We start from the raw sequence: 25,239 nt of genomic DNA, 5'->3' as shown, positions 1-25,239 counted from the left end.
ACGTGGTCCCACATCAACTGGGCCATCCCGTCAATGCGCGGTAGTGGACCAGGATGGTCGAGCAGTACGGTCCGGTGACGGCGACAACTGCCTCCTCGGCGTCCCCATCGGCGATCTTGCCGATAGCTGCCAGGTGCGCGTCCAACGAAGCGACGGCGCCAACCACCGGTCCGGTGAGGACCCAGGAGGATGCCGCAGTGTCTCGTCCGGACCCCGGGCAGCCACTGGCCAATAGCACCGCCGGGCGCCGCCGCCCGCAGAGCCCGTCCAGCGCATGGTCCAGAGCGACGACACTGGCCGGGCGCGCCGCGATCGGCAGCCTGCTGAAACCTGCGACCTCGACCGCGGTAGCCCCCGTAGGCAGGACCGCATCCGCCGGAGCCAGCGCGAGCACCGTCGCCGCAGCAGAGAGCGGCGCGGAACCGGGCGGCACCCGTAAACGGTTCTCTGGCGCCTCGCAGCCACCCACGAGGATCGCCGAAACCTGGCCGCTCGCCACCGATTGCACCCCGCTCACCAGAGCTTCCACAGATCCAGAGGCGCCGAGGTAAGTCTCGGTCCGGCCCGTGATGCCATGCACAACCGATGTCATCGCCGCGGGCGTGTTGAAGGTTGAGAGGGCGAAATCCAGAGGTTCTACACCGCGGACCCCCCGGGTCCGCAGGGCCGCGTACATACGCGCGTGGTGGTGCTGGGAGCCGAACTCCGTACCCATGAGCAGACCGCCGGCCAGGCAGTGTTCCCGCTGCTCCTCGGCCAGCCCACCGAGGACGGCCCCCACTGCGTCCGTCAGCAACCGGCAGACCCGGTCCGGGGGAGGGGTGACCGGCGGACTGCCGGCCAGCGGAGTGGCAGCGCGGTCGAAAGCGGGGTGCCACCCCAGCGTCGCCGCTCCCTCCGGATATGCCAGGCCTGCCGCGACGACCTGGATGGGAACAGGGTCTGGCGTCTTATGGCGGGCGGGCCGCTGGTTCACCACGACCGTGCAGTTGGCACCACCGAAGCCGGAGGCGTGCACCAGAGCGGAACCGGCTGGGTACGGCTGGTGAGCGCTCGGCAGCCGCACTGCAACTGTCGCCGGGTCCTGCACCCCACCGCTGAGGACCGGGGGCACATGGTCGCGCACCAGCCCCTCCACGGCTGCCGCGAAAGTGAACAGCCCGGCGGCCCCCTCGGTGTGGCCGATCGCTCCTTTGACTGCCGTAGTCAGCATCCCCGGAGGCCCCGGACCGAAGACCTGTGCGACCGCCCGCGCCTCCGCGAGGTCGTTGGCCGCGGACGCGGTGGCGTGTGCATGCAGGATGCCCACGTCCTCCGGACGGCAGTCGGCGTCGGTAAGCGCGGCGCGCATCGACCGGGCGATCCCTTCCGCCGCCGGAGTGGTGAGATGACCAGCGTCCGAACTGGCTCCCCAGCCAGCGAGCACGGCTCGGGGGAGCGCGCCACGCCGCGCGGCGTGTCCGGCGGACTCAAGTACGGCCACTACCGAGCCCTCGGCCAGGACGAAGCCGTCCCGGTCGACAGCGAACGGCCGGGCAGCGGAGCTCCGGGTCAGCAGGCGCATCGATCGGAAGCCGGCCAGGACCACTTCGGTCACCACGTCCACTGCTGCGACCAGCATCACTTCGGCCTCTCCCGCGCGGATGCGTTCGGTCGCCCAGGCCAGTGCCCCCGTGCTGGAGGCACATGCAGAAGACAGCACCGCACACGGTCCGGTCAGCCCGAGTTCCTCCACAAGGGCCACGGCCGGCCACTCCTTGCGCAGCAGGCCCTCGTCGCAGGTGAGCGGTTCGGAGCCGAACGCCTGCCCAGGCAGGTGCCAGCCAGCGCTGGTGGAGGCGAGTACCAGCCCGCTCCGCCTCAGCCGGGGGCCGCGCAGTGCGGCCTGTTCGACCGCGTCCCGCGCACTTGTGGTGAGCAGATGCACTGGGCGCTCCTCGGGCGGACCGTCCTGGTCCGGTACTTCGAGGACGCCCGCGACACGCATACCCGCTGCGCTGAAGCCGGTCGGCGCAAGGGGCTCCCGGCCGGTGAAAAGCCCCTTCCAGAAGACATCGAGGCCGCGGCCGAAGGGCGAGACGCAGCCCAGGCCGGTGATGACGACAGCAGGCGCGTCCGTCACTCGGCACCCTGCCGCTGTACCGGTTCGAGTATCACCAGCAGATCCGCGACCGTCTTCGCAGAGCCGAGCGCCGCGTTGTCGATGTCGATGTCGAACGTCTCCTCCATATCTGCGCCGAGTGAGAGGAGTTCCAGCGAGTCGATGCCGAGGGCGATGAGCTCGTCGTCCGGCTCGGGCTCGGCCCTGCCGTCCCGCAGTTCGGGGCTGTGGGATCTGAGGAGGTCGATCAGGGCGTCGTGGGTGGATGGACCAGTCACAGTGCACTCCGTCGCCGGGCTAGTGGAAATTCGGGTCCAGACGGCCCATGTGGCTGAGGCCGACCCTCAGTTGCTCGTCCGGGCCGTACGTGTCGTAGAAGGTCTGCTTGCCGGGATCGAAGATCCGGGCACTGGGCAGTACGGAGGGGCCCCGGACGAACAGGGTGATGCATGGCTCGGTGTCGCTGTCATTGATCACCTGGTGAGGCCTGCCGGCGGGCAGCGAGTTCGTCTGCCCTTGATAGAGCTTGTGCTCCACAGCGGTGTCGAGTCGGGCGGTGCGGGCCTCCTCGTCACATTCGAGGATGCTGAACTGCCGCTCCCGGTAGCCGGCACGAAGCATCACTGTGCTGCAGTGCCATTTGTGGAAGTGCACCTTCTCGACGGCACCGCCGTTCTGGCGTCGTGTCTTGAAACGGTGCAGGCGTACCCGAAAGGGGCTTTCACGGTCCATGTGGAGGACGAACTTGTCCATCAGGATGCGCGGGTAGTTCATGTGCGGTGCCAGCCGCCCGAACAGCTCGTCGTCCGCCAGGATTGCTTCGGTGCGCTCCTGAACGAGCCCCGGGGCGTTGGCAGCTCGCAGCAGTATCTCCTCGACGACCGGCGTCTGGCGTTCCGCATAGCGGGGGTCTGACCAGTCGACGTCGGATGCAAGCGCGGCTACAAAGGCGCTCCAGTCCATGGGCTACTCCCCGGGTCCGCTGGTCTCAGGCTTCCTGGAGGTCGATCAGGTGCATCCGGTCGTCGTCATCGAGCGGATGGTGCGGCACCCCGAAGGCGAGGAACCGGAACGGGCCGGTGGCCCCCTCGACGGTGGAGACGCCGTGGGGGGTCTCGGCTGGGACGAAGACCGAGTCGCCCACGGAGAGTTGGTGGAGCACACCCTCGACGAAGATCCCTCCCTGCCCCTCAAGGACGTAGAGGATGTGGTCGCCTTCGTGCTCGTGCAACTCGAAGCGGGTTCCGGGCTCCATGTTGATCTCGTCCAGACCGATGGCCTGGCCGGAGAAACCCCGGGCCTGTGGTCCAGAACGGCCCGTCACCCCGGAGAGCTCAGATCCTCTTCCGTCCCGCAGCTGTACGCGAGGGCACTTCTCGAAGGTACGAAGGTGCTCGGCGGGGTCGAACTCACGCACGGACAATTCCCTTCTAAAGGCAGACTCTTATGCGACAGATTGCATGCTTCCCGCGGCGGAAAAGAGTGCAGGAAACACCCTGCGCTACGGTTCTGATGGCCGGTAACCGATTCCGGCAAGGTCAACTATTAGAATGCTGTGTAATTCTTGTCAGTTGACTGTGGAGGTGGGATGGAAGGGTGTGCCGCGTCAGGCGTGCCGCACTCGGGGCCCTTCCCCTGTCGGGGTCTCGCTCGATCTGGCGCTATGCAAGCGGAATGGATGAGTTCCTGTGCGGATGCCCAACGGGATCCTCGCCGCGCTGATCTCCCAGGTCGCTCCGCTTGGGATTGTTGAACGCCCTCTAGCCCGACCTTCAATTCCATGTGAAGCGCTTGCCGGAGCGACACGCTGGCAGTCCGAACATGGCCTGTCAAGCGACCGAACTCCACCTTGACCAGGCCATTACCCGAAGGGTGGACCTTGTGAACTCGCCTGCCTAGGGCTACGGTTGACGGACCGTTGGCTCGGAGACCGTTCGATCGGGAGTCGAGAGGTCAATACCGCGACCCTTCCCCTCCTCCCTTTACCTACCGGTATTCGAGGGATCGAACAGGCCAGGTCGAACTGGTCCCATAAGCGCGCTTACGGCAGGCAGGTATACAACTCGCCGGCGACTGTTGAGAACCATCTGAGATGTCGCGTTCGTCTCGGAAGGAGACGCAGCGAACAATAGATATTTAGACAGTGGGCACGGCGGAGCAGAGATGCGGAAGGTGTGCCGTGTTCCTGCCTGAAGTCAGACGATGCTGCGCTCCGATGGAGCTCGTCATGGAACCAGATTCTCGGCCGATCGCTCATTTCGCCGTCACCCGTGAACACCGATTTCCGAATCAGGTCGCACACAATGACAATCTCTCATTTGCCCGCGAGGACGCCGGGGAACACTCCGGCTGGCAGAGTCGCGGATCCACGTACCGGCCACCCGAGGATCGAAGTTCCCGACGCGGACGAGCAGCGCGTTAGCGCAGCAGTGCGGACTGCGCGCAGCGCCAGCGCCAGATGGTCGGCACTGACGACAGGCGAGCGGTCCCGGAAGCTGCTCAGATTCGCCGACGCGATTGAGAGCAGAGCGGATCAGTACGTCGCGGCCGAGCGGGCAGGGACAGGCAAACCGCTGGCGGAGGCGAGCGGCGAGGTCGAGCAGTGTGTCGACCTGATCAGGTTCTATGCGGGCGCGATACGGACGGACCAGTCCCCTGGCAGCGGGCACAGACTGCCCGGCCGTGAGAGCTGGGTCCGATGGGAACCACTGGGCGTGATCGCAGCGATCGTGCCATGGAACTACCCCCTGTTGATGGCGGTATGGCGGTTCGCTCCCGCGCTCGCCGCAGGCAACGCTGTCGTCGTCAAACCGGCCGAGACAACTCCGGACAGCATGCTGCTGGCTGCCGAGGACGCGGCGGACGTCCTCGGCCCCGACATCCTTGTCACGGTGCCTGGCGGGCGGGACACCGGACGGCTGCTCGTCGAGAGTCCGGTCGACGCGGTTGCGTTCACAGGAAGCAGGGCCACCGGGTTTGACGTGCTGGCCAGAGCCGGATTACGCCGGGTGAGCCTCGAACTCGGCGGCAACTGCCCTGCCATCGTGCTGCCGGATGCACCGGACTACACCTACGAGCGCTTGGTAGGAGCCGGCACCTACAACGCCGGGCAGAGCTGCGCGGCACCCGCACGGGTCATCACACTACGCGGCAACTACGAAGAGGTCATCGAGCGGCTCGGCCAGGCTATGCAGAGCAAGAAGGCCGGCGTCGACTTCGGACCGCTCAACAATCCGGACCAACTCGCCCGCTACGACCGGATCGTCGATGCATCCCCTGCCGGAGTCCGGCACGTCGGCGATGTGTTCCTCAGCGACCACGAAACGGGCGGATACTGGCGCCCCGGCGTGATCCTTGCCGACCTGCCGGATGACGCCCCCGCCGTCGTGGAGGAGACCTTCGGTCCCGCGCTCACCGTCCAGGCCGCAGAGCGCGAGGACGACGCAGTGGACCTGGCGAACAGCGTGTCCCACGCCCTCGCGGCAAGTGTCTGGTCGACATCGGCGGCAGCTGGCCTCGGCATCGCACGCCAGCTGGATGCGGGCGAGGTATGGGTCAACTGCCACCTCGAACAGACCGCCGAACTACCGCACGGCGGGAGGAAGCAGTCCGGACACGGTACGGACCTCAGCGTTCTCGCCATCTCCGAATATCAGCGGCCCAAGACCATCACCGTCAACCTGACATGAGCGAGTTACACAAAGTGGGCTGTTCACACGACGAAGGCCCGGGGACACCGTCGTACCCAATCGAGCATGTGACCCAGTACATTCGCGGCCTTCACGAAACCTGGCGCTTCCGGCTCCGGTTGCTCTCGCTCCTGCGACACGGCGGCGCCGGATCCGTATCACTCCTGTTCGTCGCCATTCTGGGCAGCGCTCTGGTCCCCGGGACCAATGCGCTACTCGCCGGCCGCCTAACGGGGGCGATCGCATCGGGTGCGTCCGGCACCCGCAGTCCGCAGACCGTCCCCACCACCCTCCTCCTAGCGGGCATCGGGGGAATCCTCCTGCTCGGGCAGGTGATTGACGCCGGAAAGGGTGTCCTGGAGCAGGACATCGCCGCACGGATAGACGGGCAACTGCGGTCGCGAACACGTCAGCTCGCGATGGCACCGGACACCATCGTCCACCTGGAGAACTCCGAATTCCAGGATGACCTCCTCCGCGCCGCCGACATCGGCCTGGCAAGCCGCGGACAGAACCGCTCTCCCGGCCTGGCGGTGACGGCCCAGCTGAGTCTGTCCGGCCGCATCATCGGCGCGATGGCCGCTGCGGGAGTCCTGGCAAGATTCTCCACGGCCCTGGCCGCTGCGGTGCTCGCGGCAGCACTGCTCACCCGGACGCTGCTGCGCCGTCAGTGGCTCTACCTTGCAGACGCCCAGGACAGCGCAGCCCCGATCGAGAGGCGCGCACAATACTGGTCCTCCGTCCTCGGCGGGACGGCGGATGCCAAGGAAGTGAGGCTCTACGGGCTCGCCACCCATTTCGCCCGGCTGCGCCGTCGCGAGGCCGAGCAGTGGATCGACACCTATTCGGCGGAACTGCGCGGAGTCCTCAGTGACCAGCACTGGACGCTGCTCCTCACCGGAGGATCAGCTCTCGTAGGCATGCTTCTGCCGAGTCTCGCTGCCCTGTCCGGAAAGATCTCCGTTGCCACCTTGGCGGCTTGCCTGGTGTCGCTGTGGGCGATCCTAAGCGTGAGCTTCATCGGACGTGAGGCGTTCGACATCGAGAGCGGCTCCCGGGCCTACAGCGCGATGGACCGCGTGGTCCAGAGATGTCAGGCAGCCGCGGACTGCACGGGCGGCAGACAGGTGCTGCAGGCCGAGCAGCCCACCATCCGTTTCGAGGACGTCACGTTCAGCTATCCCGGGTCCGACCGAAAGATATTCGACGCACTGACCCTGGAACTGCGGTCAGGCGAGGTGACGGCCATCGTCGGCCCGAACGGTACCGGGAAGACCACATTGATCAAGCTCCTCGCTGGGCTGTACCGCCCATGCGGCGGCAGGATCCTCCTGGACGGCCAAGACCTCTCCACGGTCCGTCTCGACGAGTGGAGGCGACGACTCACCGTCGTCTTCCAGGACTTCGTGCGCTACCCGCTGTCAGCGGCCGAGAACGTCAGGCTGTCGGCACCCGGGCACGATGGCGACGACGCCGGGGCGGCGGACGCGGTCCTCCGGGCGGGAGGCGAGGACCTGCTCTCCCGCCTGCCTCAAGGCCTGGAGACCTCGCTGTGGTCTGCGGAAACCGCCGTCGGCGGCCTGTCAGGAGGGCAGTGGCAGCAACTCGCCATCGCCCGTTCCCTGTATGCCCTGGAACGGGGCCGCACCTGCGTCGTTCTCGACGAGCCGACAGCCCATCTCGACCCACATGCGGAGGCAGCCTTCTACGAGCGCGTCATCCGCAGCGTCCCCGGGGCGACCATCGTCGTGATCTCCCACCGTATGTCGACCATACGCAACGCGGACCGCATCCTCGTACTTCATGACGGCCGGATCACCGAACAGGGCACCCACGAGAAGCTGATGGCCGAAGGCGGCCAGTACGCGGGTCTGTTCACACTCCAAGCCTCGCGTTTCCGACGGCAGAAGGCCGTCTCATGAACCCGATCCCCACCATCCGAGCCGCCCACGCCGCCGATGCCGGGGCTTCGGAGAAGCCCCTCCGCGCATCTGCGGTATTCCGGCACATGCTGCGCCTCGCCTCCCGGGCCGACCCCAGAGCCGTCGGCCTGATCGCAGTCCTCACCGTCGCTTACGCCCTCTCCATCGGTGCCATCGCGCTCAGCCAGCGCTGGATCGTGGCGGCCTGCCGGGACAGGATCGCTGTCGGTGTCGTAGCCGCCGTCGCCGCCGGCGTAGCCGGTCACGTCATCCGGGCGGCCTGCCACCGGATTCAGACCCACCTGCAGGGAGACCTGTCCGACCGGGTCGCGGTACTGGTTGCGGAGGAGGTTCTGCACGCTACGGCGGGGATCCCCACTGTCACGCACTTGGAGGAGCCCGAATACCTCAACCGGGTGGAGATCCTGCAACAGGGGACCAAGCAACTGTCCCAATCCTGCTGGACGATCGCGGACGCGGCGGCATCTGCGTTAAGCCTTCTGCTGTCCGTAGTGCTGCTCGGCTCCATCAGCCCCGTGCTCACCGGCCTGGCGTTCCTCGCCCTGCCACCGCTGTGGTGCGGTCGACGAGGCCAGCGAATCGTTTCCACCGCGCTGGAGCGCATCTCGCAGACCATCCGGCACGAGCAGCAACTGCACTCGCTGTGCGTTACACCCGGATCGGCGAAGGAGATATGGATCGCAGGCAGTGGCTCCTTCCTGTCCGAACTCGCCGACGAACACTGGGAGAAGTGCAGAAAAGTGGAGCACACGGCCCGGATGAAGGCCGCACTCTGGCAGGCCGCTGGCTGGACCTGCTACGCAGCCGGACTCGCGGGCGCGCTCGCAATCGTGGCGCAACTTGTCCAAAACGGCCAGGCAGACCTCGGGGACGTCGTCATGATAATCACCCTGTCGGTGCGTCTGCGCCTTCAGGTCTCGGACACCGTGGGCGGCGCGGGCGAGATCATGGAGGCCAGACGCGTCGCGGCCGAGTACCTGTGGATTCGCGAATACGCCGCCAGCCAGCCGAGGGGGAACAAACCCGCACCCACCCATATCGGCGAAGGACTGGTCCTCAAGGACGTCTGCTTCAGCTATCCGGGCAGCGGGCGGGAGGTCCTCAGAAACATCGACGTGTCTGTGCCGGCCGGATCGACAGTGGGCATCGTCGGGCTCAACGGCGCTGGCAAGACCACTCTGATCAAGCTGCTCCTCGGGATGTACCACCCGACGAGGGGAGAGATCACCGTCGACGGGCAGCAGGTCTCCCGGATGGATCCCGAGCAGTGGTACAACACGAACGCGGCCGCCTTCCAGGACTTCTCGAAATTCCACCTCACCGCGGGCGAGGTCGTGGGAGTCGGAGACCTGGCGCGCGCGGGTGACGAGAGGGCAGTGCGTGAGGCACTCGACGAGGCCGGCGCGGCGGACGTCATCGTTGTCCTGCCGGAAGGCCTGAGCACACCGCTGGGGAGCTCCCACGGCGGAGTGGAACTCTCCCATGGACAGTGGCAAAAGCTCGCGCTGGCCCGTTCCCTGATGCGGGGCGAACCGCTCCTTGCGGTGCTCGACGAACCTACCTCTGCCCTCGATCCCCACGCCGAACAAGAATTGTTCGAGAGGATCACCCGACGGGCCACGAAGACCAGCGGGCGCCGAGGCGGTGTAACCATCCTGATCTCACATCGCTTCTCCGCACTGAGCATGGTCGACCGGATCATCGTGCTGAAAGACGGGAAGGTCGTGGAACACGGCACCCACAACGAGCTCATGGCAGCAGGGCGGGAGTACGCCGCCCTCTACAAGGTCCAGGCATCTGCCTACGCGTGAGACCGCGACGAGAAACGCGAGGGGACCGAATGCGTCAACCTTCGAACGACTTCCCCAAGACCGCCCCTACGTCGACCCACGCCGTGGAGTTCTCCGGCGACGGACGCGGCACTTACCCGTTGACCTGGTCCCAGAAGTGGCTCTGGAGAGGCATAGCCCTCACCGCCCCCGACATCGAGCGCATGAATATGGGACGAGTGATCCCGGTTCCACCGGGACTGTCCTCGCGCGCCGCGCTCGATGCCGTGGCCATACTGATGAGCCGGCACGCAACGCTCAGGACCCGCTTCCATGCCGACGAAAACAGTGTGCCTCACCAGGCAGTCGTAAGCCGCGGGGAACTGCTGGTCGAAGCCTACGAGGCAGCGGGAGAGAAATGCGGTGACGTTGCGCGCGCCGTGCTGGCCAGGACCTGCGCAGCCCCCTTCACAGCACCGGAGTTCTCGGCCCGCTTCGCCCTCGTCATGGATGGCGGGAAGCCCGCGATGATCATTCTGTGCGTGTTTCACATGGCGACCGACGCATGGGGCATGCGGATCATCGTCGACGACCTGAGATCCGTCATGGAGGCCCACTGCGCAAGAGATGCCTCTTCGTTGCCGGACCGTCCGACACAACTCCTCGAAAGACTCGACTTCGAGCAGAGTCTCCAAGGGGCCAAGAGGTCGGAACAGGCGATCGCCTATTGGGAGGAGCAGATCTCGCTCTTCCCTCGGCAAGCCTGCCCACCACCCCTTCACAAACCCGATGTGTTGGCGTTCAGGGACCTGCACATGGAGTCTGCTGCTCTCTCGATGGGCTGCCGCACACTGGCGCAGACGCTGAGAGTGGGAGTGGGAGCGGTGTTCATTGGGCTGGCCGCAGTGCTCCTGTCCGCCGAGACCGCGAACCCGGGGGCCGGATTCCTGGTCTTCTCCCACAACAGGCACGGCAGCAAGTGGTCCGGGCTGTCAGGACCGCTGATTCAGAACTTCCCTCTCTATGTTCACGTGGCAGGCCGGGAGCTGCCGGAGATCGTCCGGGCCATTGACGAGACCAGTGTCCTCGGCAGCTTCCGCGGCCAGTACGACCCGGACCATCTAGGCCCGGCACTGGCGAAGAGCACTGACGCAACTGGGTTCGCCCCCGATCTCTCCTGCGCGGTCAACGTCAAACTGGGAAGAGAACCTGGTCCCCAAGCTTCAGAATCACGCACGACGCCGGCTGTGCCCTTCCAGGACGCGAGATCTCTGTCGGCCGTCAGTCGAGTGAGCGAAGGCGCAGGTGTCCACCGAGAGGACATGAACTTCTATCTCTCCGTGGACTGTCGCCCCAGCCGCACGGAAGTACTCCTCCGGGCCAACACCGCAATGTTCCAGATCGCCCGGATGCGCAGCTTCCTGGCCGATCTGGAGGAGGAAGCAGTGCGCACCCTGGCCCAGATCTGAACGCCTGCCCGATGATTTCTTGGCGCTCAGACGTGGGTGGGAGCGCTGGAGCTGCCACGGGTTTCGTGTCCACCTGCCGTCTCTTCACAGTGGCGAGCACCGGATGCTCCAGGCACTGCACCGCGAGTACCGCCATGCGCCTGGCACCCTCGACCTTGTCGGACTGATGACCTGGGACGATCTCAACCAGATCCTGGCTACCCATCGGCTGGAGCCGCCCCGGATGCGGCTGTCCCATGACGGGGAGACGCTGCTGGCTGGCGGGCCGCTCGTTGATGTCGGTGCACGGCGCGACGACCACGACGTCCGCCTTCTCCCTTGGAAGGAACCAGCCATGACCGGTGCCCGGATCATGACAGCCGAGCAGGCGCGGACGCTCTTCGACGGCGTGGCCGCGGATCGGATGCGTACGGAGGCGGAGCGCTGGCACGAGTTCCTGCAGGAGCGGTTCGAGGAGGCGGAACGGCGGCCGAAGCACCACCGGTTGCTGGGGGAAGCATACGGCCGACTGGCCGCGTGCCTCGACCACGGCGACATCGGGCAGGCCATGGAACACCTCGACTGGATGAGGGCGGAGGCACAGTTCTTCGCCAACCACCAGGACTTCCCCTTCGCCCAGGCCGATACGTAGGCCTGGGCGAGCCGTCCGACCCGGACATGCGCCGAGCGCTGCCGAAGCACCGCGGCTCGGCGGTCAGCTGGCGGGCAGCCGACTCCGCAACGACGAGCACCATGCGGCAGACCGCGGTGTGAGGGGGCGCCCTATCCGGCAGGTGCGCTGCCTGTATGACGTTCGGTGCCGTTCGCTTCAGGTGCGGGATGCCGGCCGAAGCCGGTGCGGTGGGGCAGGAGCATCCAGGCGGTGAGCTGGATGCGTTCGCTGGCGGGATCGTCGGTGATGCCGTGGGCGGTGGCCACTTGCTGGCGGGCGTAGTCGAGGAGTTCCCACACGAGGTGGAGCTCGGCGGGCGCGATGTGCGCGGAGGGTGGGGCAGGGGCGTCGTGCCGGAGGGTGTTGAGCCACTGTTCGAGGTCGAGGTGCGCCTGGCCGAGGCAGCGGGCGGCGTCCAGGGTGAAGGCCTGGTAGCGGGGTTTCCGTAGATGGCGTTAACGGTCTGAACTGGGCTCTGGCAGCGATCACGGGGAGTCGTCACGGTCGGTGAAGGGGCTGTTCGATTCTGGCTTGTGAGCCGGGGTGCGCCAGGACGGAATGTGGTGTCCTTGACGCTCCGTCATGTTCTGTTGGCTCGGGCTGAACCGTCCCGCCAGTGTCGACGTCCAGGGCATGGACCATGACGGGATTTCCTGGCAGGACGTGCTGTTCGAGGGCTTCGAGGTGCTGGTCACCGCTGCGGCGCACGGCATGTGCGGGCTGGTGGTGCGGTTAGCCGGCCGGAGCAGTGAAGGCATATGTCCGTCCTGCGGCAGGGTGTCGGCGCGCGTGCATGACCGGTACGAGCGCCGACTGCAGGACCTTCCGCTGGCCGGGCACGCCGTGCGGATCTTGTTGTCGGTACGACGCTTCGTGTGTGCCGAACCCGCCTGTTCCCAGCGCACGTTCGCCGAGCAGATACTGGGGCTGACCAGCCCGTATGCCCGGTGCACCGATCGGCTCGGCACGCTACTGGACCGGGTCGCGCTCGCACTGGCGGGCCGGGCAGGGGCCCGGATGGCCACCGCTTTGGGGCTGGCGGCGGGGCGGATGGGACTGCTGAACCGGATCCGGGCGATGCCCGATCCGCTCTACGACACCCCGCGCGTCCTCGGTGTCGACGACTTCGCCACCAAGCGCGGCCACTCCTACAGCACCGTGATCACGAATGGCGAGACGCACCAGGTCATCGACGTACTGCCCGGACGCGACGCCGGACCGCTCACGAGGTGGCTGACCGATCACCCCGGCATCGAAGTGATCTGCCGCGACCGCTCGGGAGCCTACGCCGAGGCGGCCCGGACCGGCGCCCCGGGCGCCCAACAGGTCGCAGATCGCTTCCATTTGTGGCAGAACGTCGGCCAGGCCGTCGAGAAGTGCGTCACGGCCCACCGCGACCAACTGAGCACCGTCCCGCCGGTGTCGGAGCGCGAGACCGTCACCGAGGAGGCCGGTACTCATCAGTCGGCAGCCCCGGACACGGCGCCGACCGGACGCCATCACCGGCCGTCATGCCCGCACCAGCCGCCTCGACGTCCACCGCGCCGGGCTGCAACGACGCATCGACGAGACCGGCGGTGCCATCACCGTCAAAGAACTGTGCGAGGAACTCGCTGCCCAGGGGCGGCCGGTGCCCTACACCAGCTTCCGGGACTGGGCGCGCAGCCGACTGGAGTGGCTGTGACGTTGTTCAGCGGCCCCGCCAGGACGCCTTGCAGCGGCCCCAGTTGATGGGTCGCGCGGGTGCATTGAGGGGTGGTGACGGGGCGAAGTGGCCCCGCCCTGGCTCTTGCGGTGAGACGGTTTCCGTGGTCTCCAGCGGGGGCGGTGCTGTGGATGTCTTTGTCCAAGCAAGAGCTGTTCGACCGGATCCGGCGCGACAGTTGGCAGCGGCAGCTGTCGGTCCGGGCTCTGTCGCGGAAGTACGGCGTTCACCGCCGACTGGTCCGCGAGGCGCTGTCCTCGCCGGTGCCCACGCCGCGCCGCCGGCCGGTGCGGACGTCACCTCGGATGGAGCCGTACAAGACGACGGTCGATGCCTGGTTGCGGGCTGATCTGGAGGCACCGCGCAAGCAGCGTCACACCGTGCGGCGGATCGTGGCGCGGATCGAGGAGGAGTTCGGCGAGGCGATCCCGTATCCGACGGTCCGGGACTTTGTCGCGGCCCGGCGCAAGGAGATCGCAGCCCAGGCGGGGGCTCCGGTCGAGGCGTTTGTGACCCGGCACAACGCGCTCGGTGCGGACGCCGAAGTCGACTTCGGCGACGTCTATGTCGACGTGGCCGGTCAGCGCACCCGCTGCTATCTGTTCGCCTTCCGTCTGGCCTATTCTGGCAAGTCCGTCCACCGCATCTCCCGGTCGTGCGGTCAGCAGGCGTTCTTCGAAGGCCACGTGCACGCGCTGCACACGCTGAACGGGGTGCCTGCTGGTCAGGTCCGCTACGACAACCTCACCCCGGCCGTGAAGAAGGTGGTCTTCCGCAGCCGCTCGCGGGAGGAGAACCCGCGCTGGACTGCCTTCCACGAGTACTACGGGTTCACCCCGTTCTACTGCGAACCGGGCTTGCGCGGCGCCCACGAGAAGGGCGGTGTCGAGGGTCAGGTCGGCTACTTCCGCCGCAACTACCTCACCCCGGTGCCCCAGGTGAACAGTCTGGATGAACTCAACGCCCGGTTCGCCGAGTTCGAGGCGAAGGAGGACGAGCGGCGGATCGGGGCCAGGATGCGTACCATCGCGCAGGACTTCGCCCGCGAGACTGGCCACCTTCTGCCGCTGCCGGACGATCCGTTCGCCACCGGGATCACCCTCACGCCCCGCGTCGACCGCTACGGCATGGTCACCGTGAAGATGTGCCGGTACTCGGTCCCGGTCCGCTTCATCGACCGCAAGGTCACCGTCACGCTCACCTGCGACGACGTGACCGTCTATGACGGCCGGCGGGAGATCGCCCGCCATCGGCGGCTGGCCGGCCGGGGTGCTGAACACCTCGTGCTGGACCACTACTTGGAAGCCCTGCTGACCAAGCCGGGAGCACTGGAACGCTCCGAGGCCCTCCACCAGGCCCGAGCCGCGGGCACCTTCACCGCCGTCCACGAAGCGTTCTGGGCTGCGGCCAAGAAGGCACTCGGAGACGTCGAAGGAACGAAATCGCTGGTCAAGGTGCTGTTGCTGCACCGCCATCAGCAGCACGCCGACGTGGTTGTCGGGATCCGCGGCGCCCTTGCGACGGGCACCTTCAGCGAGGACGTCATCGCGCTGGAGGCCCGCAAAGCGGCCCAGACGGCCGGACGGGCACCCACCGTCACCGCCGGCGCCCCCGCCCCACAGCCGTTGGATCTGGACCAGGCCCAGGTCACGCCCCTGACTCCGCGTCGCCTCGCCCATGCTTTGCCCGCCGACCAGCGTCCCCTGCCCCGCCTGGAGCAGTGGGACGAGCTGTTGCAGCTTCGCCGGAAGGACTCATCATGACCACCGCCCATCACGCGCTGACCGCACAGGCGTCCGACGCAGCGATCGACACCGCCTGCCGCCTGCTGCGGCTGCCCACCATGCGAGCCCAGGCCGCCGACACGATCGCCCGGGCCGAACGCGAGGGCCTGTCCTATGCCGGGTTGCTCGCCGAGCTGCTGATGGCCGAGTGCGAGGACCGGGACCGGCGCCGGGCCGAACGACGCATCCGGGCAGCTCACTTCCCTCGCGAGAAGTCCCTGCGGGAGTTCGACTACCGGGTCAATCCCCATGTCGATCCGGCGGTCATCCACAATCTCGCCACCTGCGAGTGGATCGCCAAGGGCTACCCACTGTGTCTGATCGGGGACTCGGGCACCGGCAAGTCGCACCTGCTGATCGCGCTGGGCACCGCAGCCGCCATGGCCGGCTACCGCGTTCGCTACACCACCGCAGCAGCTCTGGTGAACGAGCTGGTCGAGGCAGCCGACGACAAGCAACTGGGCAAGACCATCGCCCGCTACGGACGCGTCGACCTCCTCGAAATCGACGAGCTCGGCTACCTCGAACTGGACCGCCGCGGCGCGGAAATGCTCTTCCAGGTTCTCACTGAACGTGAGGAGAAGAGCAGTATCGCGATCGCCTCCAACGAGGCGTTCACCGGCTGGAGCCGGACCTTCACCGACCCGCGGCTCTGCGCAGCGATCGTGGACCGCCTCACGTTCAACGCCACCATCATCGAGACCGGAACCGAGTCCTACCGTCTGGCCCGCACCAAGGCGCAGAAGACCGACGGAACGAAGCACACCATCACGGCGCCAGCGCCACGGAGTAACTGAGATCCGTCGCAATGAGCGAGGCCGGCACCAAACGCAACCACATCGTGCCTCGTTCGCCCGAATCATCATGCAGGTAGTGCACGAAGCGCGCGTCCCACAGAGCTTCGTCGGCCCCCAAGTAGCGGGTCAGCTTCCGCCGCCCCCTCGCCACATCGAATGGCACCAGCTCGGCCCGACCCCGAGCGATCACCTGCCGGACACGCCCCGTCGCGAGATCGCACTCGTCCACCACGAGGGCGACGCTCGGGTCATCCTTCACGCGGTCGAACAACCGGGCCCACGGGCCTGTCAAAATCCAGAAGGCTCCCTCTTCCCAGAGAAACCAGACAGGACGCACCGTCGGCCCGCTCGTCGCGATGCGAGCAGTGAGCGGCTGCTGCAGGAAAGCGTCCACATCAAAATCAGGAGATGCCACATCTCCAATCTTCCGGTGCCGCCGATCACTTGACCACCGACCTCCGACCTACGACCAGAGACGCAGGCACACCGAGATCTGGGAAATAAAGGTCAAAACATTCGCCCGAGTGGTCCCGGCACAGGCCAATCCCCGGGGCCATCTGAAGGCGTCCGGGAGACACAGGGTCTGCATCAACTGGGGCCGCTGCAAGGCGTCCTGGCGGGGCCGCTGAACAACGTTGTCAACGGCCATTGAGATGCCCAGGTGGGTGGCCGTTGGATGTCCAGGCTGGTGGCCGTTGGATGTCCAGGTGGGTGGCCGTTGGGTGTCCAGGCTGGTGGCCATCAGAAACCCAGGTGTGTGGCCGGTGGTGTTCCTGGGGGTGGTGGTCAGTTCAAGGGGACCACTCCCTTCCCGGCGAGGGCCTCGGCGAGGCGGTGTGAGTCGCCGGTGGTGGTCACGAGGTGAGCGTGGTGCATGAGGCGGTCGGTGCTCGCGCCCGCGAGAGTCTTCGGCATGATCGTGTCGAAGCCATCTGGGGCTGGCACTTGTTCCCTCACAAGAGTTACTGCTGCCACCTGGCCGTATCCCGCTCTCATGGTCCTCGTTGATTCTCGTGGTGGCACCCAGGGTTTCCAGGTGCTGCCTTGACCGTTCAGGTGCGAGGAAGGTGTGCCGGTGGCCGAGGCGAGACTGCAGGTCATCGCGGGCGGGGCCATTCCGCAGGCGCCGGTGACGACGGATCCGTGGCAGTTCCAGACCGCGTGCGTCGACGCGTTCGTTGCCTCGTGGCGGGCCCGCGGGTTCAGCCCGGTGACCATCGACAACGACGTCGGCTTGCTGGAGCGGACCCTCAAAGCCTTGGGGCGGCCCGCGTGGGAGGTGACGCCCGAGGACATCGACCGCGTGGTCGGCGACCTGGCGGTCCAGGGCCGTAAGACGTCCACGCGGCGCGAGTATGTGCAGATCTTCAAGGGATTCCACCGGTTCCTGCAGGCCCGCAAGGCGGCCGAGATCGAGGCCGCGTTCGGCGTCCGACTGGTCTGCCCGATCGACGAGTTCAATGCCTCTCGTCACGTCGGCGACGATTCCCCCGCCCTGCTGCCGCCGCCGACACCGGAGCGGGTGGGCGAGTTCTTCGACTTCATGAAGCAGCGGATTGCGACCGCGAGGAAGTACGGACCCGCAGCCCGGGACTATGCGATGTTCCGGACGCTGTATCACGCCGGACTCCGCTCCGAGGAGGCATCACTCCTGGAGAAGCCGGACCTGCACTTCACCCGCGGCCCGTTCGGCAAACTCCACGTCCGTTTCGGCAAGGGAGCCCATACTTCCGGACCGCGGCCGCGGTGGGTGCCCATGCTGGATGGCCTCGATCTGGTGCTGCGATGGTTCCTGGAGGATGTGCGGCCCAAGTTCCCCGACTCACCGGTGCTGTTCGCCGACGAGTCGGGCGGCAGCCTCCACCGCGGGACCATCTGTAACCGTCTGCGCTATCTGATGGAACTCGAAGGCCGCCCGGCGGCCGAGAGGTTCAGTCCGCATGCCCTGAGGAGAGCCTGTGCGACCCACAACTACGAACGTGGCGTCGACCTGGTGGCGATCCAGCAGATGCTCGGTCACTGGACGGTCAGCTCGACCATGCGCTACGTCCGGCCGTCGGCGACCTTCATTGAGGATGCCTATCAGCGTGCAGTCGCCAGCACTCTGGCCGAGCTGAGCGGAAAGGACACCACAGCGTGAAGATCCAATGGCGGCTGCGGATGGCCGCCGCCCAGCGCGAGGTGTGGACCGGCACCGAACTGCGACGGCTACTGGCCGAGAAGGCCGGCCTGGAGCTGTCCTCGGCGTCGGTGTCCGCCCTGTTCACCAAGGAACCCTCGCAAGTGAAGATGACAACACTGGCCGCGTTGTGCACCGCACTGGAGTGCACCCCCAACGACCTGATCGAGGTCGACACCACCCCCGTCGAGCGACCGATCGCACCTCCTCGCCCGGTCGCCGACCTGCCGCAGGCCGTCTCGGCCCGGGGCCGGTCGATGCCGCCCTTGTGACGGCGGGCGGCGATGGGCAAGAAGCAACGGGACTGCGTCACTTGCGGCGGACCGGTCGGATATCTCGACCGTCAGCACTGCTGCCTGTGCTGGCGCCGCATGGAGGAGGAAGCCGCCAAGGCCCCCTGCCCCTCCTGCGGTCTCGACCGCGTGCTGCAGGACGACACCGGCCGGTGCATCACCTGTTCACGCGTCTGCAAGGAATGCGGCCATCCGGTCCGGTCACGGAAGAACCAGCTATGCCGGGACTGCCGGCGAAAGGCCGGCCAGCTGGCTGGTCAGCGGGCCTGCCCGAACTGCGGAAAGCTGGGCTATCTGCGCGAGAAGACCGGCTGGTGCGGTCACTGTTCACGGCCGCGGCCGGAGAAGCACCCGCCGAGGAGCTGCCGCGAATGCGGGCAGCTGCGGCGGCATTCCGGGCTGGGGCTGTGCTCGGCCTGCTGGCAAAAGCACCCCGGCCGTCCCTTCATCCGTGGTGAACACCTTCGGGAACGGCTCGCTGACCCGCCCGACTGGCTTGCCGATTTTGTCGCCCAGGTCGCTGCTGGCCACTGCGTCGCCAGGGCCTGCGGCTTTGTCACCGACCTGGGACGGCTCCTGGAAGACGAGCACTCCAACTCGCCACGGGCCCTGCTGGAGCGGTCCCGCAGGCCCGGACGGTCGATGGGCTCCTTCGCCCGTGCCCTCGAGGACTTCTTCACCCTCCGAGGCCTGGCCCTGCCCACCGACCAGGCCGAACGACTCGCCGCGGGCCGACGTCACCGCCGGGTCGAGGCCGTGCCCGGCCCCCTGCGACCGGCCGTCGCGGCATTCGACGTCTTTCGGATGCGAGCCCAGGACCGGGCCCGCCGAGCCGGCACCCGCCCCCGCAGCAACCACACCCTGGAAACAGCCCTGGCCACCACGCGGGACCTGGCCATCTTCCTGATCGACGAGCGACACAAGACAGACTGGTCCCTTGTCGACGTGCACGACGTCGAAGCCTTCCTTGCCATCCTGCCCCGGGCCCGCAAACGGCGGCTGACCGTGCTGCGGCAGTTCTTCCGCTTCGCGCGGGCCCAGAAGCTGGTGCTGGTCGACCCCACCCGCGGACTGGTCGCGAAGGAGGCACGCGGCTTCCGAGGCCAGACCCTCACCCTCGACCAGCAGCGTCAGCTGTTCCGGCGCTGGACGACCGACAGGCACGTCCACCCCCACGAAGCCCTGGTGGGCATGCTCGCCCTACTGCACGGCGCCTCCAGCTCGGAGGCCCGTTTGCTCCAGATCCCCGAAGTGGACCACCACACCCAGAGCGTCCGGCTCGGCAAACGACCCCACCCCGTCCCCCTGGACCCCGCCTCTTGGACGGTGCTGCAGCGGTGCCTGGGCCACCGCGATGGCTGGCCGACCGAGAACCCGCACGTCATGGTCACCAAAGGAACAAAGGCCGGGCGCAGCCCGGCCTCAACTGCCTATCTTTCCCACGTTCTTGACGACTGCGGATTCCCACCACGGATGATCCGCAGTACCCGTCTGCTCGACTTGGTGAACACCATGGACCCCAAACTCGTTGCTGCGGCCTTCGGCATGGACCCGCAAGCCACCTTGATCTATCTGTCCGATCGCGTCGACGAGACCCGCTTGTCGCAGTGGGAGACGGACAGAACCTGATCCCTCGTCAGAGTTCGTAGGGGTAGAGACTGACCTTCTCGCGCTCGATGAAGAGCTCGACCCACGTGTCGCCGACATCCTCGGGCAGCGGATCAGCAAGGTCCAGCAGGATATTCGTGCCATCCAGGTCCATAACGGCGGCACCGTCCTCAGTGAGGCTCAGCCGTCCCCGCAGGACCACGCAGTGCCCGCCAGTCCGGAGCCCAGGGCCGATTCCAACGGCCGGCTTGGCGTTCTGCCCCCAGACGATGTCCTCGTCGATCGTCCACTCGACGTGGTACTCGCCGGACTCTGCGGCCCGGTCCCCGCACCAGCGGACTGCGGTGTGACCGAACGAGGTCCGGACATCGGCCAGCCAAGCACTTCCGGGAAACTTTGCCACCCTCACCAATTCGATCAACACCGCTCGATCATGCAGCATCCGCGTCGCTGCCGGAACTCGTTGTCGGCGTACGGACTCATCTCCCCGATTGCGTACAGATCGATGTCCCCAACTGTTTCCTCCTCCTGGTGCGCGATGCTTGCCGGAGCGGTGAAGACCAGGCATTGATGGTCACTGAAGCCGCAGGACGCCAGGGGCACGATCTTCGAAGATCGTGATCAGCCAGTCGAAGACGGTCAGCCCGTGCTGTGCATGCGCCGCAGCCAGATCCGCGCTGACAGCAGGACGGTTCGTGGGATGGCACCGTGAGAGGCGAATCTCCAGCTGGCGAGCCGTCTCCGGATAGCCCAGATACTCGCGAGACGCCTGGTGGTCACGCCATTCAACAACGTAGTCGTCATCGTCGGGCTGCCCGAAGCCGCCGCTGAGGCAGTCAGCGAAGGCGTCGAGGTTCTTGCCGAAGTAGCCTCCAGGGCCATTGACCGCCTCGCCGATGAGTCGCCAGAAGTCTTCCAGCGTCCTCACCTGGGTGCCGTTGAGCACGTATATCGCCGTCACGGCACGAAGGATACGTCCAGCTCGATGATCTACCTCTCCAATTTGAACCCGTGCTGTTCAGCCGCTGCCTGGCACGGGTTCGCCGGAACATGTGCGCTTTTGAGGGGTGGATGTTACTGGTCACCGCGATGGACCGGCGTTCGTAGGCGGCGTCGATGATGCGGTAGAACGCCTCGGCGGCGTCTTCCCCCACGGGCAGCAGTCCGATGTCGTCGATGACGATGAGGTCCGCGCGGCAGATCCGGGCGACGGTCCGAGCGGTGGACCCGTCGACCTTCGACTTCCCGATCGCGGCACTCAGCGTCTCCAGGGTGAACCAGGACACCCGCAGGTCGTTTTCGATCGCGGCCTGGGCCAGGCCCTCGGTGAAGTGGCTCTTGCCCGTCCCCGACGGGCCGGCGATCACCAGATTCTCGGCGCGGCCGATCCACTCCAGTGTGATCAGGGAGTTCTGGGTGGGTTCGGGGATCGTGGAGTCCTCGGCCCGCCAGGAGCCCAGGGTCTTGCCGGTGGGGAAGTTCGCCGAGTGGCGGCGAAGACGCCGGGTGGCCGCGTCCCGGCCGGTGACCTCCTCGGCTATCAGCAGCCGCAACACCTCGGCGGGGTCCCAGCGTTGGGCTCGGGCGGTGGCCAGCACGTCGGGGGCGGCTTTGCGCATGTAGGGCAGGCGCATGCGGCGCATGAGCTTGTCGAGCTCCTCGGGCAGAGCCGGGGCCTGGGGAAACGTCATGGTCGTTAATTCCTTCGTCGGCCGGGGTGGGTGCCGGTAGGTTCGGCGGATGATCAACATGTCGGTGCGGGGCGACCGCGGGAACGTCGTGGCCCGGGCCCAGGGCGGTGTGGAGTGGACCACCGCATTCGCGGATCTGGACCCAGCGGAATTTCCGATGCTCTGGGCCCTGGACCCGTATGGCGACGCAGTCTTCAACCACCGGCAGGTGCCGCTACTGCTGGCGGAGCTCGACCGCCTCCCGGCCGCTTGTGGCGGTGACTGGGTCGGGCAGGCCCGCGAGTTGTGCCAGGTCGTCCAGCGGAACGTTCACCGGTATCTGTGGTTCGTTGGGGACTGACCGCGGTCAGTCGGCTGTCAACTCCGTGGAGACGTAAGGAGGTTGACCGAGGGCCTGCCAGCCGATGGTTCCGTTCTGGACGGAGTGGGCCTCGTCCGCGCGGACGACCTCGCCGGCGGGCTTGCTGTCCGCGATGTGTCCCAGGATCGAGAGCAGGTCGTCGTCGGCGAAGCGCCCGGCCGTGGCCGCGAGTCCCAGGGCCTGGTCGACGTGGTCGTTGCCCAGGACGGTGGCCAGCTCGACCGCGCGGGCCATCTTGGCGCGGATGCGGACCGCGCCGGCGGGTCCGGCCTCCTTGAGCCAGCGTCCCGCTCCGGGGCCGATGCCCACGAACGCGATCTCCGCCTCCGAGCGGGGCCGCAGCCTCGGCTGGTGGACGCTGCGGCCGTCGGGGTGGTCGGGGTAGTGGGCGTCGATGATCTGCGGAACACCCGGGGTGGACAGCTGGTGGCGCCAAATCTCCGACAGGTCACCGGAGTTGGTGCGGGGGGTGATGGAAAGTTCCTCACCGACGACCCGGCACCACACCCTCGCGCCGGTATATCCGGGCGGGGTCGAGTAGCGCACCGAGTTGAAGCTGATGGTGCGGTCCGAGCCGACCAGCCGTTCTTCGCCCAGCGCGAGCGCGAGTGGCTCGATGGGCAGGATGTGCAGGGTGGTGCGTTCGATGTCCAGGCGGTCGGCGGGTATCTGTCCGGTCGCCCGGTGGCGGCGCGCGTTCACCGCATCGCACCAGGTCAGGCAGGCGTCCTTGAGCTCGGCGAAGGTGTCGTAGACGGGCAGCAGGTTCGCGCTGGTGGGCACCAGGTCGGCCTTCGCGATGCGGACCGTGGCCTCCGCGCCGCCTTTCGACTCGGGGTCGTAGGGCACGCAGCTGACGACCTGGCAGCCGTAGTGCCGGCCGGCGGCGACCATCTGCGGGTGGCGCACCGGGATCCCGGCGATGTGCTCGACGGTGACCGTCTTCGCGTTGTCGGTCAGTACATACGTCGGCGCCCCGCCGATCCGCCTGAGCGTGGTGTCCAGGCAGGCCACCAGCGTGCCCAACGTGCAGTCCCAGACCGGGAGTACGACCCTAAACCGCGACCAGGACAGCCATGCGCAGAACAGCCAGGTCCGCCGGCCGCCGATGCGCGGCCCCTCGCCCCAGTCGAACTGCAGCCACCGGCCCGGCTCGCGAATCCACGGCCGGTAGGTGCGGCGCTTGCCCGCCTTCCACGCGGCTTTCGCCGCGTTCACCGCCCGTCTCGTCGAGCGTGCGCTGCCCCGGTAGCCCATTTTCACGAGCTTTTCGTGGACCACATCGGCGCGGATCGTCGCCTTCGACTGCTCGACCCACTCCTCCACCTTCTCCCCGAACGCATCGATCATCTTCGGCCGCGGCTCTCGCTCATGAGGATTGCGCCCGCCGTTGCGGGCCTCGACATACCGCTTGACCGTCTTCGGGTCATGCCCCGCCAAGGTCGCCGCCGACCAGACCGTCCCGGTCAGGTCGTACGCCTCAAGGATTTCCATGATCTCTCTGTCAGACTTCGTCACAGGATCTCTCCGGCCGGTAGCTGTTGCTCGCAAACATCAGCAAACCGGACGGAGGGGTCTCCTTCAGGTAAGGAAGCGATCAGGAACACCACAGGTCAGACGGCCATCCACCTGGAATTCCGGTGGCCATCAGCCTGGACTCAACTGGCCGCACACCTGGACTTTGCCACGGCCGCCGTCAAACGTCACAGCCAGACTGGAGTGGCCTGCCGCCCAGGCCCGGTCTCCGGCGCCGCCAAGCGTGCGGCAGGTCACCGGCTGGCTCACCCGCCGCCCCTCCAGCCTCGATGAGGACGAACACCAGCAGCTCAAGGCGGTCCTGGACGCCTGTCCGGGACTGGCCAGGGCTCATCAACTCGTCCGCGACTTCGGCGACATGCTCACCCAGCAGACCGGCGTCCTGCTGCCCGCCTGGATCGCGGACGCCACCGCGGCGAACCTGCCCGGCCTGACCGGCTTCGCCCGCGGCCTCACCAGGGACATCGACGCCGTCACCGCCGGGCTCACCCTCCGCTGGAGCTCAGGCGGAACCGAGGGCGACGTGAACCGCATCAAAAAAGTCAAAAGGCAGCTCTACGGGCGTGCCGAATTCGAACTACTCCGGAAATTGATCCTGCTCCAGTGACCGACCGTGACGGCTCCCCGTGATCGCTGCCAGAGCCCAGTTCAGACCGTTAACGCCACGGAGATTGAGGCTCAAGGCGCTGGCTTGACGGCAGTTAGTCGCAGCACCGGGCGAATCCCAGGGGACATCATCCGCACTCGTGACTTGATCTTGCGCTTCAGCATGCCTCTGTGAGACGGCAGGCGCATGTGGATCTTGTTGGTCGGTCTTGCCTGCACCGACCTCGCCGGTGATCACGCCGATCGCCTTGTTGTTGATGCACCACCGATGCGGGCCGCGGCCTCCCGGTGGGGATTGTGCTGGTGGAGCATCGAGGGGGCCAGGTCCCTGCCGAAGGGGACGCGGGTGAAGTAGTAGCCCTGGACGCGGTCGATCAAGGAATCCTCCTGGGGCAGCGGCAGAACTCTGCCTGGACGGCGGCCAGTTCGGCCGAGGTGTCCGCCGCGCCCCGCGCCGGTGCGGCCGAGACGTCAGCTCGCGGCCGCACACCCCCACGTGTGTGCGGCCGGCAGCCAGCGGATCGACGCCCTCTCGCTCGCATAGGCTCACATACTCCGCTAGCCCCCGTGCGTACGCGTCCAAGGTCCGAGGCGCACGACCGAGGTCCTCTCACGCCTGCAACCAGGTCGCTGCATGCTCATGCCGTGCCAGTACCGGCCACTTGGCCACGAGTGCCGATGTGCTCCTCAAGCTGTTCCCCAGGGTCGTGGACGAAGGCCGGCTACATGATCACCCGGGCATATTCCACGCCTGAGGTCCGGCCTTATCTTCCGTAATGTAGGGCGCGGGGTCTTGCAGCCCACGGCACAGGCGGCAAGACCCCGCTTGGCAGAAGACCGTCAGCCGAGCGGCACTTTCGCGAAGGTCTCCCACTCGTACATCTGGTTGTCCCGGTGGATGACGATGAGTTCCGCAGTGGAGATGTGAGCATGTGCTGGCGGGAGGTTGAGATGGGAGAGGGCCTCCGTGATGGGCTCAGCCGGACCGTCTCCCGCGCTGTAGGCCACGGAGACGTGCGGAGTGAAGCCCGCGGCCTTCTCTGGGACCTCGCCGAG

At 67.0% G+C, this 25,239-nt stretch carries 26 protein-coding genes; 13 read left to right on the top strand and 13 right to left on the bottom strand.

What is annotated here, in order from left to right; genetic code table 11:
- Nucleotides 1-13: 13 nt before the first annotated feature.
- From OO70_RS51600 to OO70_RS48150, 4 genes are read right to left on the bottom strand one after another with little or no spacing between them, the layout of a single operon-like run.
- A complete protein-coding gene (locus OO70_RS51600) occupies nucleotides 14-2,122 on the bottom strand; it encodes a beta-ketoacyl synthase N-terminal-like domain-containing protein (protein ID WP_051742393.1) in 2,109 nt (702 codons plus the stop codon).
- On the bottom strand, nucleotides 2,119-2,379 hold the full coding sequence (locus OO70_RS48160) for an acyl carrier protein (RefSeq protein WP_043687241.1): 261 nt from the start codon (nucleotides 2,377-2,379) through the stop codon (nucleotides 2,119-2,121). The genes OO70_RS51600 and OO70_RS48160 overlap by 4 nt, the downstream gene beginning before the upstream one ends.
- Before the next feature lie 19 nt (nucleotides 2,380-2,398).
- On the bottom strand, nucleotides 2,399-3,064 hold the full coding sequence (locus OO70_RS48155) for a hypothetical protein (RefSeq protein ID WP_043687239.1): 666 nt from the start codon (nucleotides 3,062-3,064) through the stop codon (nucleotides 2,399-2,401).
- A 25-nt stretch (nucleotides 3,065-3,089) separates the two neighbouring features.
- Nucleotides 3,090-3,425 (bottom strand): cupin domain-containing protein, encoded by a 336-nt coding sequence (locus OO70_RS48150; protein WP_051742390.1) that lies wholly within the window; start codon nucleotides 3,423-3,425, stop codon nucleotides 3,090-3,092.
- A gap of 979 nt (nucleotides 3,426-4,404) precedes the next feature.
- On the opposite strand from OO70_RS48150, the gene OO70_RS48145 reads away from it, so the two are divergent.
- The 5 genes from OO70_RS48145 to OO70_RS48125 all read left to right on the top strand — a co-directional run bounded on the left by OO70_RS48145 (nucleotide 4,405) and on the right by OO70_RS48125 (nucleotide 11,602).
- Nucleotides 4,405-5,790 (top strand): aldehyde dehydrogenase family protein, encoded by a 1,386-nt coding sequence (locus tag OO70_RS48145; RefSeq protein WP_051742388.1) that lies wholly within the window; start codon nucleotides 4,405-4,407, stop codon nucleotides 5,788-5,790.
- 68 nt (nucleotides 5,791-5,858) lie between these two features.
- A complete protein-coding gene (locus tag OO70_RS48140) occupies nucleotides 5,859-7,712 on the top strand; it encodes an ATP-binding cassette domain-containing protein (protein ID WP_051742386.1) in 1,854 nt (617 codons plus the stop codon).
- Nucleotides 7,713-7,798: 86 nt separating this feature from the next.
- Nucleotides 7,799-9,544 carry an ABC transporter ATP-binding protein gene (locus OO70_RS48135; protein WP_051742384.1) on the top strand — a complete coding sequence of 582 codons (1,746 nt, stop codon included), beginning with the start codon at nucleotides 7,799-7,801 and terminating at the stop codon, nucleotides 9,542-9,544.
- 29 nt (nucleotides 9,545-9,573) lie between these two features.
- Nucleotides 9,574-10,971, top strand: coding sequence for a condensation domain-containing protein (locus tag OO70_RS48130; protein ID WP_078651875.1), 1,398 nt, complete (start codon nucleotides 9,574-9,576; stop codon nucleotides 10,969-10,971).
- 103 nt (nucleotides 10,972-11,074) lie between these two features.
- Nucleotides 11,075-11,602, top strand: a complete 528-nt coding sequence (locus OO70_RS48125) for a hypothetical protein (RefSeq protein WP_043687230.1) — start codon at nucleotides 11,075-11,077, stop codon at nucleotides 11,600-11,602.
- 131 nt (nucleotides 11,603-11,733) lie between these two features.
- Here the strand turns inward: OO70_RS48125 and OO70_RS55075 are convergent, their stop codons facing one another.
- A complete protein-coding gene (locus tag OO70_RS55075) occupies nucleotides 11,734-11,922 on the bottom strand; it encodes a hypothetical protein (protein ID WP_158711645.1) in 189 nt (62 codons plus the stop codon).
- Between the two features lie 334 nt (nucleotides 11,923-12,256).
- Between OO70_RS55075 and OO70_RS48115 the strand changes: the two genes are divergently transcribed.
- The 3 genes from OO70_RS48115 (at nucleotide 12,257) to istB (ending at nucleotide 15,909) form a co-directional block, all read left to right on the top strand.
- Entirely contained in the window at nucleotides 12,257-13,354 is a 1,098-nt protein-coding gene (locus OO70_RS48115) for an ISL3 family transposase (protein ID WP_158711644.1), read from the top strand.
- A gap of 105 nt (nucleotides 13,355-13,459) precedes the next feature.
- A complete protein-coding gene (istA, locus tag OO70_RS48110; RefSeq protein ID WP_043687272.1) occupies nucleotides 13,460-15,091 on the top strand; it encodes an IS21 family transposase in 1,632 nt (543 codons plus the stop codon).
- A complete protein-coding gene (gene istB / locus OO70_RS48105; RefSeq protein WP_051742381.1) occupies nucleotides 15,088-15,909 on the top strand; it encodes an IS21-like element helper ATPase IstB in 822 nt (273 codons plus the stop codon). Before istA (OO70_RS48110) ends, istB begins: the two co-directional genes overlap by 4 nt.
- Here the strand turns inward: istB and OO70_RS48100 are convergent.
- Both OO70_RS48100 and OO70_RS55070 read right to left on the bottom strand, forming a co-directional pair.
- Complete coding sequence (locus tag OO70_RS48100; RefSeq protein WP_407702898.1) at nucleotides 15,881-16,324, bottom strand: pyridoxamine 5'-phosphate oxidase family protein; 444 nt, start codon at nucleotides 16,322-16,324, stop codon at nucleotides 15,881-15,883. The genes istB and OO70_RS48100 overlap by 29 nt on opposite strands.
- Before the next feature lie 371 nt (nucleotides 16,325-16,695).
- Nucleotides 16,696-16,854: a hypothetical protein gene (locus OO70_RS55070; protein ID WP_158711643.1), complete on the bottom strand. Its 159-nt coding sequence runs from the start codon at nucleotides 16,852-16,854 to the stop codon at nucleotides 16,696-16,698.
- Nucleotides 16,855-16,984: 130 nt separating this feature from the next.
- Here OO70_RS55070 and OO70_RS48095 point away from each other — a divergent pair, with 130 nt between their 5' ends.
- The 3 genes from OO70_RS48095 to OO70_RS48085 all read left to right on the top strand — a co-directional run bounded on the left by OO70_RS48095 (nucleotide 16,985) and on the right by OO70_RS48085 (nucleotide 20,010).
- Complete coding sequence (locus OO70_RS48095) at nucleotides 16,985-18,049, top strand: tyrosine-type recombinase/integrase (RefSeq protein WP_043687224.1); 1,065 nt, start codon at nucleotides 16,985-16,987, stop codon at nucleotides 18,047-18,049.
- Nucleotides 18,046-18,360, top strand: a complete 315-nt coding sequence (locus tag OO70_RS48090; RefSeq protein ID WP_043687221.1) for a helix-turn-helix domain-containing protein — start codon at nucleotides 18,046-18,048, stop codon at nucleotides 18,358-18,360. The genes OO70_RS48095 and OO70_RS48090 overlap by 4 nt, the downstream gene beginning before the upstream one ends.
- A gap of 663 nt (nucleotides 18,361-19,023) precedes the next feature.
- Nucleotides 19,024-20,010, top strand: a complete 987-nt coding sequence (locus tag OO70_RS48085) for a tyrosine-type recombinase/integrase (RefSeq protein ID WP_234337122.1) — start codon at nucleotides 19,024-19,026, stop codon at nucleotides 20,008-20,010.
- Nucleotides 20,011-20,017: 7 nt separating this feature from the next.
- Here OO70_RS48085 and OO70_RS48080 read toward each other — a convergent pair whose 3' ends face one another.
- From OO70_RS48080 to OO70_RS56455, 3 genes are all read right to left on the bottom strand, one after another.
- On the bottom strand, nucleotides 20,018-20,413 hold the full coding sequence (locus tag OO70_RS48080) for a hypothetical protein (RefSeq protein WP_051742379.1): 396 nt from the start codon (nucleotides 20,411-20,413) through the stop codon (nucleotides 20,018-20,020).
- 150 nt (nucleotides 20,414-20,563) lie between these two features.
- The gene (locus OO70_RS53355) at nucleotides 20,564-20,935 is read right to left on the bottom strand and encodes a barstar family protein (RefSeq protein WP_234337124.1); all 372 of its coding nucleotides are present in this window, start codon (nucleotides 20,933-20,935) and stop codon (nucleotides 20,564-20,566) included.
- Nucleotides 20,826-21,680, bottom strand: a complete 855-nt coding sequence (locus OO70_RS56455; protein WP_234337121.1) for an ATP-binding protein — start codon at nucleotides 21,678-21,680, stop codon at nucleotides 20,826-20,828. The genes OO70_RS53355 and OO70_RS56455 overlap by 110 nt, the downstream gene beginning before the upstream one ends.
- A 49-nt stretch (nucleotides 21,681-21,729) precedes the next feature.
- Between OO70_RS56455 and OO70_RS48065 the strand changes: the two genes are divergently transcribed.
- Nucleotides 21,730-22,020 carry a hypothetical protein gene (locus tag OO70_RS48065; protein WP_043687214.1) on the top strand — a complete coding sequence of 97 codons (291 nt, stop codon included), beginning with the start codon at nucleotides 21,730-21,732 and terminating at the stop codon, nucleotides 22,018-22,020.
- A 6-nt stretch (nucleotides 22,021-22,026) separates the two neighbouring features.
- On the opposite strand, the gene istA (OO70_RS48060) is transcribed toward OO70_RS48065, so the two are convergent.
- Nucleotides 22,027-23,535: an IS21 family transposase gene (gene istA / locus OO70_RS48060; RefSeq protein WP_051742400.1), complete on the bottom strand. Its 1,509-nt coding sequence runs from the start codon at nucleotides 23,533-23,535 to the stop codon at nucleotides 22,027-22,029.
- A 265-nt stretch (nucleotides 23,536-23,800) separates the two neighbouring features.
- On the opposite strand from istA (OO70_RS48060), the gene OO70_RS55065 reads away from it, so the two are divergent.
- Entirely contained in the window at nucleotides 23,801-24,184 is a 384-nt protein-coding gene (locus OO70_RS55065; protein ID WP_063749787.1) for an ISL3 family transposase, read from the top strand.
- A gap of 233 nt (nucleotides 24,185-24,417) precedes the next feature.
- On the opposite strand, the gene OO70_RS53345 is transcribed toward OO70_RS55065, so the two are convergent.
- A complete protein-coding gene (locus OO70_RS53345; protein ID WP_199827546.1) occupies nucleotides 24,418-24,561 on the bottom strand; it encodes a hypothetical protein in 144 nt (47 codons plus the stop codon).
- Between the two features lie 462 nt (nucleotides 24,562-25,023).
- Nucleotides 25,024-25,239, bottom strand: a 216-nt coding sequence (locus OO70_RS48050) for a 2'-5' RNA ligase family protein (RefSeq protein ID WP_043687211.1), incomplete at its 5' end; no start/stop codon positions are given.

The organism is Streptomyces xylophagus, assembly GCF_000716435.1.
Taxonomy (GTDB): Bacteria; Actinomycetota; Actinomycetes; order Streptomycetales; family Streptomycetaceae; genus Streptomyces; species Streptomyces xylophagus.
Note: the sequence above shows the minus strand (reverse complement) of the source record. Positions and strands in the feature narration are given on the sequence as shown.